The sequence below is a fragment of the Chryseobacterium geocarposphaerae genome, assembly GCF_002797535.1.
GTDB classification, from domain to species: domain Bacteria; phylum Bacteroidota; class Bacteroidia; order Flavobacteriales; family Weeksellaceae; genus Chryseobacterium; species Chryseobacterium geocarposphaerae.
Map to the genome: position 1 here is coordinate 115,875 of NZ_PGFD01000004.1, position 15,410 is coordinate 131,284.

Annotated in this window: 10 protein-coding genes; 7 read left to right on the forward strand and 3 right to left on the reverse strand. The window is 36.3% G+C overall.

The features are described from left to right. Positions 1 to 18: 18 nt before the first annotated feature. The 3 genes from CLV73_RS18395 to CLV73_RS18405 form a co-directional block, all read right to left on the reverse strand. Complete coding sequence (locus tag CLV73_RS18395; RefSeq protein WP_100378346.1) at positions 19 to 1,041, reverse strand: pectinesterase family protein; 1,023 nt, start codon at positions 1,039 to 1,041, stop codon at positions 19 to 21. Between the two features lie 81 nt (positions 1,042 to 1,122). After that, entirely contained in the window at positions 1,123 to 2,946 is a 1,824-nt protein-coding gene (locus tag CLV73_RS18400) for a RagB/SusD family nutrient uptake outer membrane protein (protein WP_100378347.1), read from the reverse strand. Positions 2,947 to 2,956: 10 nt separating this feature from the next. Next, a complete protein-coding gene (locus CLV73_RS18405) occupies positions 2,957 to 5,974 on the reverse strand; it encodes a SusC/RagA family TonB-linked outer membrane protein (protein WP_100378348.1) in 3,018 nt (1,005 codons plus the stop codon). An 884-nt stretch (positions 5,975 to 6,858) separates the two neighbouring features. Here CLV73_RS18405 and kduI point away from each other — a divergent pair. The 7 genes from kduI to CLV73_RS18440 all read left to right on the forward strand — a co-directional run bounded on the left by kduI (position 6,859) and on the right by CLV73_RS18440 (position 15,407). Then, positions 6,859 to 7,695: a 5-dehydro-4-deoxy-D-glucuronate isomerase gene (kduI, locus tag CLV73_RS18410; RefSeq protein WP_100378349.1), complete on the forward strand. Its 837-nt coding sequence runs from the start codon at positions 6,859 to 6,861 to the stop codon at positions 7,693 to 7,695. Between the two features lie 8 nt (positions 7,696 to 7,703). After that, positions 7,704 to 8,486: a gluconate 5-dehydrogenase gene (locus tag CLV73_RS18415; protein ID WP_100378350.1), complete on the forward strand. Its 783-nt coding sequence runs from the start codon at positions 7,704 to 7,706 to the stop codon at positions 8,484 to 8,486. Positions 8,487 to 8,504: 18 nt separating this feature from the next. Then, entirely contained in the window at positions 8,505 to 9,902 is a 1,398-nt protein-coding gene (gene uxaC, locus CLV73_RS18420; RefSeq protein WP_100378351.1) for a glucuronate isomerase, read from the forward strand. A gap of 356 nt (positions 9,903 to 10,258) precedes the next feature. Further along, positions 10,259 to 11,266 (forward strand): sugar kinase, encoded by a 1,008-nt coding sequence (locus CLV73_RS18425; protein WP_100378352.1) that lies wholly within the window; start codon positions 10,259 to 10,261, stop codon positions 11,264 to 11,266. Positions 11,267 to 11,437: 171 nt separating this feature from the next. Continuing rightward, positions 11,438 to 12,097 carry a beta/alpha barrel domain-containing protein gene (locus CLV73_RS18430; RefSeq protein ID WP_100378353.1) on the forward strand — a complete coding sequence of 220 codons (660 nt, stop codon included), beginning with the start codon at positions 11,438 to 11,440 and terminating at the stop codon, positions 12,095 to 12,097. A 22-nt stretch (positions 12,098 to 12,119) separates the two neighbouring features. Further along, complete coding sequence (locus CLV73_RS18435) at positions 12,120 to 13,652, forward strand: MFS transporter (RefSeq protein ID WP_100378354.1); 1,533 nt, start codon at positions 12,120 to 12,122, stop codon at positions 13,650 to 13,652. A 291-nt stretch (positions 13,653 to 13,943) separates the two neighbouring features. Further along, positions 13,944 to 15,407 carry a tagaturonate reductase gene (locus CLV73_RS18440; RefSeq protein ID WP_100378355.1) on the forward strand — a complete coding sequence of 488 codons (1,464 nt, stop codon included), beginning with the start codon at positions 13,944 to 13,946 and terminating at the stop codon, positions 15,405 to 15,407. Positions 15,408 to 15,410: the final 3 nt, after the last annotated feature.

Sequence of the window (15,410 nt, forward strand, 5' to 3'; positions counted from 1 at the left end):
GTGTTTTTTAGGTTTAATTTATTTTAAACTTTTTGACGGGCTCCAGTTGTCTTTTCCTTTCAGAATATTCTGTGTGGTGTATTTTTTACTTTCTTCTTCGGTTATCTGATGTGACCAAGACACTCTTTTGGAAATATCAGATCCGTTTCCTTTGGAATTGAATTCCGCATACAAAGTGGTCTTTTCAGCATCAGGTTTATTCCAGTTGTGCCATCCTACAGGTTGTATGGTTGAATTAAGCTCGCAATTGACATAAACTGTCTTGGCAAAAGGTCTCCAGGGTCTTCCTAAGTAGACTGAATTTTCTTTTGCATTTCCAATGATTTTTGAATTAATAAAAACAAATCCGAATTCGTTTTCCTGTGGGGTAGAAGCGGCTGTAACGTAACTTGCTGTTTCTTTAGAATAAATTGTACAGTTTTCAAAAACAGCAGTTCCGGCTCCGAAGATATAATCGGTGGTTCCTTCTATATAGCAGTTTTTAAAATAATTTCTCGATGGTTTTGTTTTATCCGGTGAATCCTGAACTCCTTTTAAGTATAAAGTGTCCTGGTTTCCTAAGAACCGGCAGTTTTCAAAACTGATTCTGTCACCGGAAGTTAAAACTGCAACGGCTTGTCCCACTCTTCCTGAACTGTTTTCAAATGAAACATTTTTGGCTGTAAAATTATTGGAGTAAATAAAAACCGTAGAAGAACCTGTAGTTCCGATCTCTTTTCCTTCCGGATTCTTTTTTGATGCAAAATCATCGTAAGTGATGATCGTGTTTTGAGGATTTTCTCCTTCCAGTACAATAGCTCCTTTAGTTTCGGGAATGGTAATTTTTTCTTTGTAAATTCCTGCTTTAATTACAATTTTTGTTCTTGTGGAAAAACCATTTTCAACGGCATCGATGGCTTGCTGTACGGTAGTAAAGTTGCCTTTTCCGTCTTTTGAAACCACGATCGTTTTATCTTCAGTTTTAAAAGAAAGAAAACTTAGCAGGAGAATCAAAAAGATTGAAAATGCGGTTAAATTTCTAAGAAAAGAGGAAGCGTTCATTGAAAAATTTTTAGTTAAAATACAGACTTCTCTTTGTGGGATGAAGCCTGTATTTCTTTGATATGAATGTGAAATTTTTATCTAGTAACCATAATCCTGGGTAAGGTTATAGTTAGAGTTGATGACATCCAAAGCTATTGGAAGCAATTCTTTCCTGTTTGCCTGGAAATAGTACGCATAACTCTTGATAGGATCACCACTGATGTATGGCTGAGTCATGGCAAGTCTCCAGTTTACTTTTGTATAGCCAGAAGGTGTCGCCACACTTTGGTTCGGGCTATAGAAAACGTCTGATTTTGCAACTCCAGTCGCAGTATAGAAGTCGATGTCTGTAACGTTTTGTTGTGCTGTTTTCGTTTTATCGTAAGCTACTTTTTTATAGAAAATATATTCAGGAACATTAGCATAAATACCTGTACCATTCATGAATTGGGTAAGCTTAGTTCTCGTTTCGTTAATTTTTGTTTCCAATAAGTTCCAACGAATTAAGTCATATTTTCTAAGTCCTTCTCCACCGAATTCCAGTTGTCTTTCTTTTACGATATAATTAAAAAAACCCGTTTTGTCTGTTGGAATAGTTCCAACTTGTCCTAAATTTCCCGCATAAGCTCTTTGTCTTACAGCTAATACAGCATTTATAGCTTCTTGAGATGGTGCGCTATGGAGTTCGTTATCAGCTTCTGCAAACATGAGAAGTATATCTGCATATCTGATCATTGGCCAGTCGATTCCAAGATTCTGAGAAGTCCCGGTAATTGATGTCCAGGATTTTCTGAATTTTCCGTCATTCCAGTTAATAGAAGTCTGAAGTTCTTCTTGTTTTGAAGTATTTACTCTGAAGATCGCAATATTAACATCTCTTCTCAGATCATATTTTGTAAATTCATAGAAGTACACCGGAATTGCATTAATTCCTCCTGAAGATTTCCAGTCAGTATCATCATGTCTTAAGCCGTTATAATACCCGATTTTACTGTCTGTTTTTGAGTTTCCTCCAAATGCTCCGATGGCATAGATCACCTCATTGGTAGCATCCTGAGTGTTGGTGTGTAATGATCTGAACATTCCCTCATAACTAGGATTAAGCTGATGCTGTCCGGAATTGATAATGTCCTTACATTCATCATAAGCAATCTGATAGTATTTTTGAGGATTGGATCCCTGTAACATCTGTTGTGGAGCTCTTCTTAATGAATATCCGGCTCTTGCTAAAGCGATTCTTGCTCTTAATCCTTTCACAGCGCCTTTTGAAATTCTTTGTGCGGTTGTATTCCCTTCTGATCTCCAAGGAACAAGGTTTTCTGCTTTTAATAAATCATCCAGAAGTTTTTCATAGATAACATCTCTGTCTGTTTTCGCTAAATACACACTTGGAAGATCTGCTGAAGGAACATCCTGAAATGGGACATCACCCCAGTTTTTTATAAGGTCATAATAGAAAAGAGCCCTTAGTGTTAAAGCTTCTCCCAAATATCTGTCCATTAATTTTTTATCTTCGGCTGAACCTGTCTGGTATACCGGAGAGATTGGGATATTTTTAATAACAAGATTTGCTCTTTCAATCCCCGCATAAGTGTCTAAGAAAGGTCTTAAAAGCTCCGTATTGGTAGGGATGGCTCCAAAACAGCTTACCCCTCTTCTGTCATTGGCATTATAATCGCCAGAAGTTCTTAAATCATCTCCTGATTGAGAAAGGATAAGATTCATTCTCTGTCCGTAGGTATTGTCACCCATCGTACTGTTATATACTCCCACTAGAGCGGAAAAAGTATCTGCTGCAGAATCAAACTGTTGTTTTTCAGCAGTATTGGATAAGCTTTCTACTTCCAGATAGTCATTACAGGAGCTTAAAGATAGTACTCCCGCAACAGCCAATAGAATTGTTAAAAATTTATTTTTCTTCATAATATAGGGTTTAAAAAGTTATATCAACTCCTGATAAAATAAATCTGCTGCGCGGATAAGCTGCATAATCTACACCAGGTGTTAAAGGATTTCGTCTTGTATTGGCTTCAGGATCATATCCGGAATATCCAGTAATGGTAAGTACATTATTCATGGTGAAATACAATCTGAAGTTAGTAAGACCTAACTGTTTAGTAAATTCTTTACTAAGAGAATATCCTATGGTTACATTGTTTAATCTTAAAAAGGATCCATCTTCGATAGCATATGAATGAAGGAAATAAGCTCCTGCAGGAGGTGTCCATCCTGTGGTATTAGCGTTTAATGCGGCTAATGCTGTAGGATCGTTTACTTTATTTCCTGCATCATCAAACCATCTCCATCGGTTAGCTACCTCTGCTAACATATTATTATCTCTATATAAATATTGCGTTGAATATTCAATTTTGTTGGCATTATATACTTTGTTGCCTACAGAAAAATTAAACAATAAACTCATATCCCAGTTTTTATACCGGAACGTCTGATTGAAACCTCCATAAAATTTTGGCTGAGCATTTCCCAGATCAGTCATATCTTTAGTGTCGATAACGCCGTCACCATTCAGGTCCTGAAGCTTCAGATCTCCTGGCTGTACTGCTTTTGCCCCATTCGCCACCGCAGCTGAACTTGCAATCCCTGATTTCAGGGTATAGGTAAGGGTAGCCGGATCATAGTTAAAATCACTTATTTCATATCTCCCGGCTGTCACATATCCCCAGTAAGTTCCTACAGGTTTCCCAACCTGTACCAGGAAGTCATTTAAATTATTTTGCCAACCTGAAGGATAGTAATAGTAGTTGGCGCTTGCAGAGGCACTATTTCCTAAACTTTTAATTGTGTTTTTGTTTGAAGAGATATTCGCATCAATTTTCCACGTGAAATTTTTATTATTGATGATGGCACTTCCCACAGAGAATTCTATTCCTTTATTGGTAGTACTTCCTGAATTTTGATACTGATATTCATATCCTGAAGTCTGAGGAATTTTTGCTAAAAGAAGCAGGTCCTTTGTATCTGTTTGATAAAGATCCAGGGTACCATATACCTTTCCTTTAAATAGTCCAAAGTCTAGCCCAAGATTTTTTGAAGTAGCCGTTTCCCATTTTACATTTTTATTGGCCATAATATTACCCGTAGTGGCACCAGGAGTTACATTTGTTCCAAATGCATATCCATAGTCAGACGAGGTGATAAAAAAAGTATCGTATAAAAACGAGCCAATTCTGTTATTTCCAGATAAACCATATCCTAAACGTAGCTTCAAATCAGTAATGGTCTGGCTGTCTTTTAAGAATTTTTCTTCACCAATTTTCCATGCGGCAGAAGCAGCGGGGAAGTACCCCCATCTGTTGCCCGGTCCAAACACACTTGAGCCATCAGCTCTCATAGAAGCGGTTAAAATATATTTATTCTTATAAATATAATTGGCTCTGGTAAAGAATGAGGCTAATCGGTCCGGTACTCTTCCTGCTTTTGGAGCATCCTGCACCAAACCTGAAGGAGGAGCGGCAACCTGGATATTGGCAAATGCTTCCTGTGCGGAGATTGATTTTGGGAACCATTTAACATTGATTGCTAATGATTCTCCGTCTGTTTTCACAATCTCTTGTCCCACCAATACATCTAATTTATGATTACCAAATGTTTTCTTATAATTCAAAGTATTGGTATTGGTAATTCTTCTTGTTTGGGTCTGGCTTAAGAACACGACCGGCTGATCGTTGTTTTGTCTTGCAAGGCTGGTAATAGGACCTGAAAACTGGTTAACATATTCATCCCTCTGCACATATCCGATTACACTTCTGAATGTAAAATCCTTACTGATTTTATAATCCACGGTTCCGTTGAGCATTAAGTCATTTCTGCCGTTTTCCTTGATTTCATTGTTAGCTAAAAGAACAGGATTTACAAGGTTGGTCTCGTTGGCAAATAATGGGTCAAAATCGTCTACATTTACTGTAGATCCTCCTTCAAACGGTTGGTATCTTACGGCATTTCTTAATCTGTTGGTTCCCTGTGAGCCTGTAGAAGAGGTTCCTGCACCGAAAATCGTTTGTCTGCTGTATCTGGCATTCAATGTGAGGCTTACTTTTTTCGAAAGATCATAGTCATATTTGAAATTGGCCATGTTCCTTTTAAATCCTGACCCGATCATAATTCCGTCCTCCTGCACATTATTTAATGATAATGAGAAAGATGAGTTGTCAGATCCTCCCGTAATAGAAAGATTATGGGTAAAGTTGAATGCTTCTCTTCCGAAAACTTCATCCTGCCAGTCTCTTTTCTTAATATCTTTATATTTTGTAGCAAGTTGATCATAGGTACCGTATCTTGACTTAAAAGCATCAATATCTGTCTGGACTCCGGCTTTATTGTATAGTTCGTACTGGTAGAGCACATACTGATACGGATCTAATACGTCAATCGTATTCTGAATTTTTCTTACCCCTAAAAATCCGTTATAGTTAATAGAAGTCTTTGCTTTTTTGCGGCCTCCCTTTGTGGTAATCAGAACCACCCCGTTTGCTCCTCTGGCTCCGTAAATGTTGGTAGAAGAAGCATCCTTTAAAACTTCAATAGACTCAATTTCTTTTGGGGATAAAATGGATAGTGCATTATCCATCTGAACTCCGTCTACAATATAAAGTGGGGCATTGCTCCCCGTAATAGAGTTTCCTCCTCGGATCACAATGTCTACATCTGCGCCGGGCGAACCTTCACTTAGTGAAACCTGTACTCCGGCCATTCTCCCCTGAATTGCTTCTGCAGCATTGGTAGAAGGCATATCTTTGATCGCATCTGCCTTTACAGAAGAAACCGCATTCGTTACATCTTTTTTGGAAACTTTTGTATAGCCTACCAAAACCACTTCATCAATAGTGGTTTCTTTTTCCTTTTTTGGTTCTTTTTGTTGAGCCATTGCAAGGACAGGAAGTAGAAAAACAGTTAAATATAACCATTTTATCGATTGTACTTTTTTATCCATTTTGTATCCTTATAGTTTTAATTTTGGTTGAAAAGTTTTTTTCAATCCCTGTGTTTTTCTTGTGGATTTTGTAAGTATTTTCCTGTATTGTTTAGTAGTAAATATTTCTAAAAAACTTTTACGCATTTAAATGTGCAATCGATTGCGTAATTTTTCATTATAAATATCTTGGCTTCTAAACTAATATTATTTTCCAATATGCAAAGAAAAAAATATTATTTTTTCATTAATTCGGATGTTTAAAATCTTAAAATGAAGCAAACATTTGTTCGTTAGTTTTATTTAAATTATTGATAATTAATGAACTGTGTTTTTGTTTTTGCTGTTTGATTATTTTCAAAAAAAATGTAAAAATTCTTCTGTTTAAAGTTTAAAAACTTAAAATTTGCTTAAAAAATCACTCTTTTTGATCTTAAAAATTTCCCCAAAATTGATAGCCGGGAAGAAAATTTCAGCAGTTTTCCTGATTTTTGTCATCTTTTTAGAGGATTATGATAAGCTCTATTTTATACTTTATAAAAATTAAACTTATTATATATAATATAAAGACTAAATAATACTATTTTTTATCAAATTAACAGATTAGATTATCATTCGTTTTTTTGGCATGATTTTATATATAACTATAAGTTAAGTATTAATTTTGGTTAATCTAAAACATGAAATTTTCTTAAAATATTTCTTTTTTCTTCCTGTTTTTAATTTTATGTATTTGTAAATCATTGATTTATAATTTTAAATTAATTTTTTGTTAACTAATTGAAGAATAATTATATATTTAACGACAAGTATTCCTATTATTTTTTAGTGTAATTTTATGCAATCGATTACGCAATGTTTAACAGGTTTTGATAAAACCGCAAAAAGAAATAGTATAAAGTAGTATGTCACAATCAGAATTTCGTTACGCCCATCATCCTGAAGATGTAAAAAAATATACAACTGAAGAGCTGAGAAGGGAGTTTCTAATCAATGATTTATTTAATGAGGATAAGATAAAATTAGTTTATTCTATGTATGACAGGCTTATTGTAGGAGGTATCATGCCTTCGACACAGGCTTTAAAACTGGAACCTACAGACGATTTGAAAGCTCAGTATTTCCTTGACAGAAGAGAATTGGGGATCATCAACGTTGGGGGCACAGGAAAAGTTACAGTAGATGGAGAAGTATATGAGCTTGGAAACAAAGAGGCTTTATATATTGGTAAAGGAGCAAAAGAAGTTGTTTTTGAGAAAACAGGTGATGCACAGCCTTATTTTTACATCAACTCTGCTCCGGCGCACCATACTTATCCAAACAAAAAGATCACGAAGAACGAAGCTGAAATTGTAGAGCTTGGTGAAGAAAAATACGCAAACAAGCGCACCATCAATAAACTGATTGTAAATTCGGTATTAGAAACATGCCAGCTTCAAATGGGAATGACGGAACTTCATCCGGGAAGCGTTTGGAACACGATGCCTGCACATACTCACACAAGAAGAATGGAAGCCTATTTTTATTTCGACCTGGAAGAAGGACAGACGGTGAGTCACTTTATGGGGCAGCCTCATGAAACACGTCATATTTTTATGACCAACAGACAGGCGGTACTGTCTCCGGAATGGTCGATCCACTCAGGAGTCGGAACTTCCAATTATACTTTTATCTGGGGTATGGCCGGGGAAAATATGGACTACGGCGATATGGATGGTATCAAAACTAACGAACTAAAGTAATTTTTCTAATGAATTTATTTGATTTATCCGGCAAAGTAGCGGTCGTTACAGGCGGTACTCACGGATTAGGAATGGCAATGGCAGAAGGCCTTGCTGCTGCAGGTGCTGAATTGGCGATCACAAGTACTACACCGTCAAAATTAGAGGAAGCTTTAAATTATTATCATTCCAAAGGATATAAAGCGACCGGATATATTTTTGATGTAACGGATGAGCTTGAAGCCGTTCAGAAAGTAGCTTTAATGGAAGCTACACATGGAAAAATAGACATCCTTGTCAACAACGCAGGAATCATCAAACGTATTCCGGCAATTGAGATGGAAGTGGAAGACTTTAGAAAAGTAATCGATGTGGATCTTACGGGACCTTTTATCATGTCCAAATTAGTTGGAAAATATATGATTAAAAGAAAGTCAGGAAAGATCATTAACATCTGCTCGATGATGAGTGAGCTTGGTCGTGATAATGTAGTGGCATATGCTTCTGCAAAAGGCGGTCTTAAAATGCTTACTAAAAATCTGGCTACGGAATGGGCAAAACACAATATTCAGGTGAACGGAATCGGTCCCGGATATTTTGCAACTTCTCAGACAGAACCCATAAGAGTGGATGGGCACCCATTCAACGAATTTATCATCAGCAGAACGCCGGAAGGAAGATGGGGAAATCCGGAAGACCTTGCAGGAACGGCTATTTTCTTAGCTTCGGAGGCAAGTAAGTTCATCAACGGACAGATTATTTACGTTGATGGCGGAATTCTTGCAACCATCGGAAAACCTGCTAATGAATAACAACAGAATCAGACTAGAATGAAACCTTTTATTACAGATCAATTTTTACTACAAAATAAATACGCCGAAGAATTATACTTCAATTACGCAGAAAAACAACCCATCATTGATTATCACAATCACTTGATTCCTAAAGATATAGCTGAAGACACTGTTTTCGAAAATATCTCTAAGGTTTGGATTGCAGGAGATCATTACAAATGGAGAGCGATGCGTACCATGGGCGTAAACGAAAAATTCATCACAGGAGATGCTTCAGACAAAGAAAAATTTGAAGCATGGGCAAAAACAGTTCCGTATACCTTAAGAAACCCTTTATATCACTGGACACATTTAGAATTGAAAAGATATTTCGGAATCGATGAATTGCTGAACGGAGACAATGCATCAGAAATCTACGAAAATATCTCATCTCAGCTTCAGACTCCTGAAAAATCAACAAAAGGTTTATTAAAAATGATGAACGTAGAATCTCTGTGCACAACAGAAGATCCTACAGATATTTTGAATTACCATCAGGATTTGGCGAAAAGTGACTTCTCTATTAAAGTAAGTACGGCTTTCCGTCCTGATAAAGCAATTTTAATTGAAAACCACAACTTTGCAGATTATATTTCTAAACTAGGCGAATCTGCCGGAATTGAAATTAATTCTTACCAGACGTTATGCGATGCTTTACTTAAAAGAATTGAATATTTCCATGAAAACGGATGCCGACTGTGCGACCACGGATTGAATAACATTTCTTTCGAAGAAGCCTCAGATGCTGAAGTTGAAGCTATTTTCAATGATAAAATTTCAGGGAAAGTAATCGCTGAAAAGCAGGTAAATCAATTCAAAACCGCTATTTTATTATTCTTGGGTGAAGCTTACCATAAATATGGCTGGGTTCAGCAGTTCCACTTAGGTGCTTTGAGGAATAATAACGAAAGAATGCACAGAATTCTTGGACCGGATACAGGTTGGGATTCTATCGGTGACTTCGTTCAGGCTGAAACGTTGTCTAAACTGTTAAACACGTTAGACGGAAAAGATAAATTAACAAAAACCATTTTATACAACTTAAATCCTGCCGACAACGAAATTTTCGCCACAATGATCGGGAATTTCAATGACGGAAGCATCAAAGGAAAAGTACAGTTCGGTTCAGGATGGTGGTTTTTAGACCAAAAAGACGGAATGATCAAGCAGATGAATGCCCTTTCAAACATGGGATTGATCAGCTGTTTCGTCGGAATGCTTACGGATTCCAGAAGTTTCCTTTCTTTCCCGAGACACGAATATTTCAGAAGAGTATTGTGTAATTTATTCGGTGAAGAAATGAAAAATGGTGAATTACCTGACGATATTGAGCATATTGGAAAAATAATTTCTGATATTTGTTATCATAATGCCAAAAATTATTTCGATTTTTAATTAAATAAAAACCCTCGCAAATTTTGCAGATGATTATGCTTTAACAAATATCTGCGTGATCTGTGTAATCTGCGAGAGATAAAAATAAAATTTTTAACCATTAAGGAAATTAAGAAGTTAAGCTTAATTAAGTAAAATCAAATTGATTTAAAAAGTTAAAAGCGAAGCTTGACTTAATTCTTCAAAACTCCTTAAATAAAATCTTAATGGTTAAAAAATAAGTATCTGTAATAAGAAACTTCGAGATCTTAGCTAAGTGAAACGCCTTTGCGAACTTAAAAACATTTAGTAGTCAAAAAATCTTTGCGCACTTTGCGTTTAAAAACAGATATAAATTAAGAACATTTGTAAAAAAAATGAGCAACAAAATAGTCACATTCGGAGAAGTCATCATGCGACTTTCGCCACCCGGAAACAGAACCATGAAGCAAAGCCATGAGATGGAATTCTTTTTCGGAGGAACAGAGCTTAATGTAGCGTCTTCATTGGCAACAATGGGCTGTAATGTACGACATATCAGCAGTGTTTCTGATGATTTTGTGGGCGAATCAGCATTGTCTTTCATCAAAAGTTTTGGGATTGATACTTCTTTCATCGGCAAAAACGAACATCCTTTAGGATTATACTTTTTGGAGGTGGGTTCATCAGTTCGTGCAAGCAGGATTGCTTATAACAGATTGAATGGTTCTTTTTCGAATATTCAGCCCGAAAATATTGACTGGAAAAAAGCTCTTGAAGGCTGTACGTATTTTCATTGGACAGGCATTAGTCCCGGAATTTCCAAAACGGCTTATGAAACCTTAAAAGAGGGTTTGCAAACGGCTCGTGAATCAGGAATTGAAGTGACAACTGATCCTGCTTACCGTTCCAATCTTTGGAAATATGGTAAAAATGGAAACGAAGTTTTAAAAGAACTGGTTTCTTATTCCACCATTTTCATCGGAGGAGTAAATGAAATTAATGAGATTTTAGGAACTCAGTTTTCATCAGATAAAGAAGGCTTCTTGAAAGCTTGCCAAGAATTAAAACAACAATGTCCTTCCATTCATAAAATTTTCGATAAAATAAGAATCGGAGTTACGGCAAGCTCCCAGCAAACGCAGGGAAGAGCTTTTAGCAATGATACTTATTTTGAAACTGAACTTTTAGAAGTAAATCCTGTAGTTGACAGAATCGGGACAGGGGATGCTTTTGCAGCAGGATTAATCTATGGTTTAATCAATTTCGATGACGAAAAAGCATTGAATTTTGCTAACGCAGCTTGTGCAATAAAACATACCATTTTAGGTGACATTAATTACAGTAGTGTAGAGGATATTTTGGAAGTAATGCAGGGAAATTCGGGAGGAAGGATAAAAAGGTAGTTTGCTTCTGGCTATTTGCTTTTTGCAACTTGCTTATCATTCAAAACTAAACGTTATGGACTTGGTTAAGTGAAATGCTTTTGCGTTGAAAATAAAGACCTTGAGGTATAGTATACAAAGGATGGATTGAATTCCATCAAAAATTATTTTTAAACAAGATAATTAAACAAAATGACAAAAATTCAAACCGTTACCAACGCCATCATCAATCAGGGGATTTTACCTCTGTATTACAATGCTGATGAAACGGTAACTATAGAAATACTGAGATCACTTTACAAAGCCGGAATCCGTGCGGTGGAGTATACAAGCCGTGGGGAAGCTGCGTTACATAATTTCACCAAAATGGTAGAAGTTCGCAATGCAGAAATGCCAGAAATGCTTTTGGGAATAGGAACGATTAAAAATATTGCGCAAGCAGAAGAATATTATAAAGCAGGTGCAGATTTTTTCATCAGTCCGGGTTTTGTTGCCGAAGTAGCAGCATTTCTGATTCCAAAAGATATATTTTACAGTCCGGGTTGTATGACGCCGACTGAAATCATCACTGCGGAAGCTGCAGGAGTAACTTTCATTAAATTATTCCCTGGAAATGCTTTAGGGACAGGATTTATGAGTGCCATTAAAGATGTTTTTCCCAATCTGAAATTTATGCCGACTGGAGGAGTTGATACTACAAAGGAAAGCATTGAAAGCTGGTTCAAGGCAGGTGTTTCTGCTGTAGGAATGGGAAGTAAGCTGGTAAGCAAAGAGCTGATGCTTGCTAAAGATTATGTGACTATTGAAAATGAAACTAAAAAAGTGCTGGAAATTATTCAGACTTTAAAATAACAACTCAATTCAAAAGATTAATATGAGTTCAGTTAAATCTATTAAACCAACGAATTTCAGATGGACCATCTGCGTATTGCTGTTCATTGCAACAACCATTAATTATCTGGATCGTCAGGTTTTATCGTTAACATGGAAAGATTTTATCGCCCCGGAATTTCACTGGAATAATAACGACTACGGAAATATCACGGCTCTCTTCTCGATTTTTTATGCGATAGGAATGCTTTTCGCTGGAAAATTTGTGGATTGGATGGACACTAAGAAAGGTTTCCTTTGGGCGATCGGGATCTGGTCTATTGGTGCTGTTTTACACGCTTTTTGCGGAATTGCAACCTCAGGATTTCTTACCGGAAATTGGTTTGCGGGTTTTCACGGATCTAAAGAATTAATCGCAACGGTTTCCGATACGTCTGCCATCATCAGTACAAGTGTATCATTATTTATTTTTGCCCGTTTTGTGTTGGCCATTGGTGAAGCTGGAAATTTCCCTGCAGCGATTAAAACTACGGCAGAATATTTTCCTAAAAAAGATAGGGCATTATCAACCAGTATCTGGAACGCAGGAGCAACAGTCGGAGCGTTGGCTGCACCTATTACAATTCCTTTCATTGCAAAATCAATGGGATGGGAATGGGCTTTTATTATTATAGGAGCACTAGGATTTATATGGATGGGACTTTGGGTATTTTATTATAAAAAACCTCACGAGCATCATAAAGTTAACGAACATGAACTAACCTATATCCAGCAGGATCATGAAGAGATCCCGGCCGAAGAAAATGTGGTACCGGCTGAAGAAAGAAAGTTCTCTTTCAAAGAATGTTTCAGTCACAGACAGACTTGGGCATTTGCCTTTGGTAAATTTATGACAGATGGAGTCTGGTGGTTCTTTCTATTCTGGACTCCGGCCTATTTAAGTTCGGTTTATAAAATGGATTCCACACAAAGTGCATTCCCGCTATTCGTTCTTTACATGATCACCTTATTGTCAATCATCGGAGGGTGGCTTCCAAAATATTTTGTGGAAAAGAAGGGAATGAATGCCTATTCAGGAAGAATGAAAGCGATGTTAATCTTCGCGTTTTTCCCGCTATTGGCTTTATTAGCCCAGCCTTTAGGTTCAACAACGTACTGGATTCCGGTTTTAATTATCGGTATTGCAGGTGCAGCGCATCAGGCCTGGTCGGCAAACATTTTCTCCACAGTTGGCGATATGTTCCCGAAAAAAGCGATTGCAACCATTACAGGAATCGGAGGTATGGCAGGTGGAATTGGCTCATTTATTATCAATAAATCTTCAGGTGTACTATTCGACCACGCTCACAAAGCTTGGTCAACGGTAGATGGAATACCCTTACTGGAAAAATATCCGCAATACATCAACGAAAGATTACCTGATGGATTCTTCGAGCAATTGGAAAAATCAGGAGCAGTCGTTGTAGATGGAATTGATAAGGGGTATATGATTATTTTCTCAATCTGTGCCGTAGCATACCTTATTGCATGGAGTGTAATGAAAACATTGGTTCCAAAATATAAAGTGATTAAATAATTTTAAACCATTAAGAATATTTAAGGCGTTAAGAACTATTAAGAATTTGCAAGCAAATTAAAGGCACGAGCTTAAGAAATTTATTTCTCTAAAATCATCTTAATTCCTTAATAAAAATCTTAATGATTTAAATCAATATAGAAAGTAAATTGAATTAAAACTTTGTGGTCTTATTTAAGTGAAATCGAAGATTCGACGTAGGCCTTTGCGAACTTAAAAATACACATCAAATTTTAAAAAGAAATCTTAGCGTCCTTAGCGTTTAAAAACAACGCAACAATATTAGAAAAGATGGAAAATCAGATAAAACAAAAATTAAGTCGTGAATTAAACAATTCTCAGGAAAAGCTTCCCATCAAAATCGTACAGTTTGGTGGCGGAAATTTTATGAGAGGATTCACAGATTATGTGATTGATAAATTAAACAAAGAAGCGGGGTTCAATGCGGGAATTGTAAACGTACAGCCCACTCCAAATGGTTCGGTTCATAAACTGGAGGAGCAGGATAATTTATATACGCTTTTCACAAGAGGAATTAAAAAAGGAGAAATTATCGATGAAAAACAGGTGATTTCTGCCATACAGAAATCGATTAATCCTTATACAAACTATGATGAGTTTCTGGCACTGGCAAAAGAAGAAGAATTAGAATTTATCTTTTCCAATACAACAGAAACAGGAATTGCTTATGACGAAATTGAAAATAATTATCAAGGGCCACACAAAAATTTCCCTGCGAAATTAACGGTTTTATTGTACGAAAGATTTAAGCAATTCAACGGAGCTGCTGACAAAGGCTTAAGAATTATTCCTTGTGAACTTATTGAAGATAATGCATTTGTTCTAAGAGATATCACTATTAAATATGCACAGCTATGGAATTTAGGAGATGAATTTGTGCAATGGATTACACAAAATAATTATTTCCATAATACGCTGGTTGATAGAATTGTACCAGGTTATCCGAAAGACGATGTTGAATCTTATGAGAATCAGCTTGATTATGAAGACCAGATGATGGTTGTTTCTGAAACATTCCTGCTTTGGGTGATTCAGGATGCCGGTAATTTAAAGACAAGAATTCCTTTTGATCAGATTAACGAGCAGATTTTAGTGGTTGATGATATTCAGCCGTACCGATTAAGGAAAGTAAGAATTCTGAATGGAGGCCACACCTTAATGTTGGCTCCGGCAGTTTTATCAGGTAAAGAAACGGTAAAAGAATCCATCTATGATGCTTTTATAGGTAAATTTTTAAGTGAAACCATTTTCAATGAAGTTAATCCAACCTTAGGATTAGATATAAACGAATTGAAAGAGTTTGCGGAGGAAGTTTTTGACAGATTCAGAAATCCTTTCATCAAACATTATCAGGCAAGCATCGCTTTGTATTTTGTTTCAAAATTTAAAGTGAGAGTTCTTCCGAGCCTATTGGGATATATTGAAATTAATAAAAAATTACCGCTGAATTTAACGTTCTCTTTGGCGAGTTTAATCAGATTCTATCAGGGAAGTTTTGGTGAAAGATCCTTACCAATCAATGATGAAGAAGCTATTGTTGCTAAATTCAAAGAGATTTGGGCGAACGAAGATTACGAAAAGGTTGTGGAATTATCATTAAGTGAAACAACTTTTTGGGAAACAGACCTCACTAAGGTTGAAGGCCTTAAGGATGCAGTAGTAAAAGCTTTGTGGGAAATAGACCGTAATGGCGTGGAAACTGCATATAACAACTTTATACAATTTTATTCTTAGGAA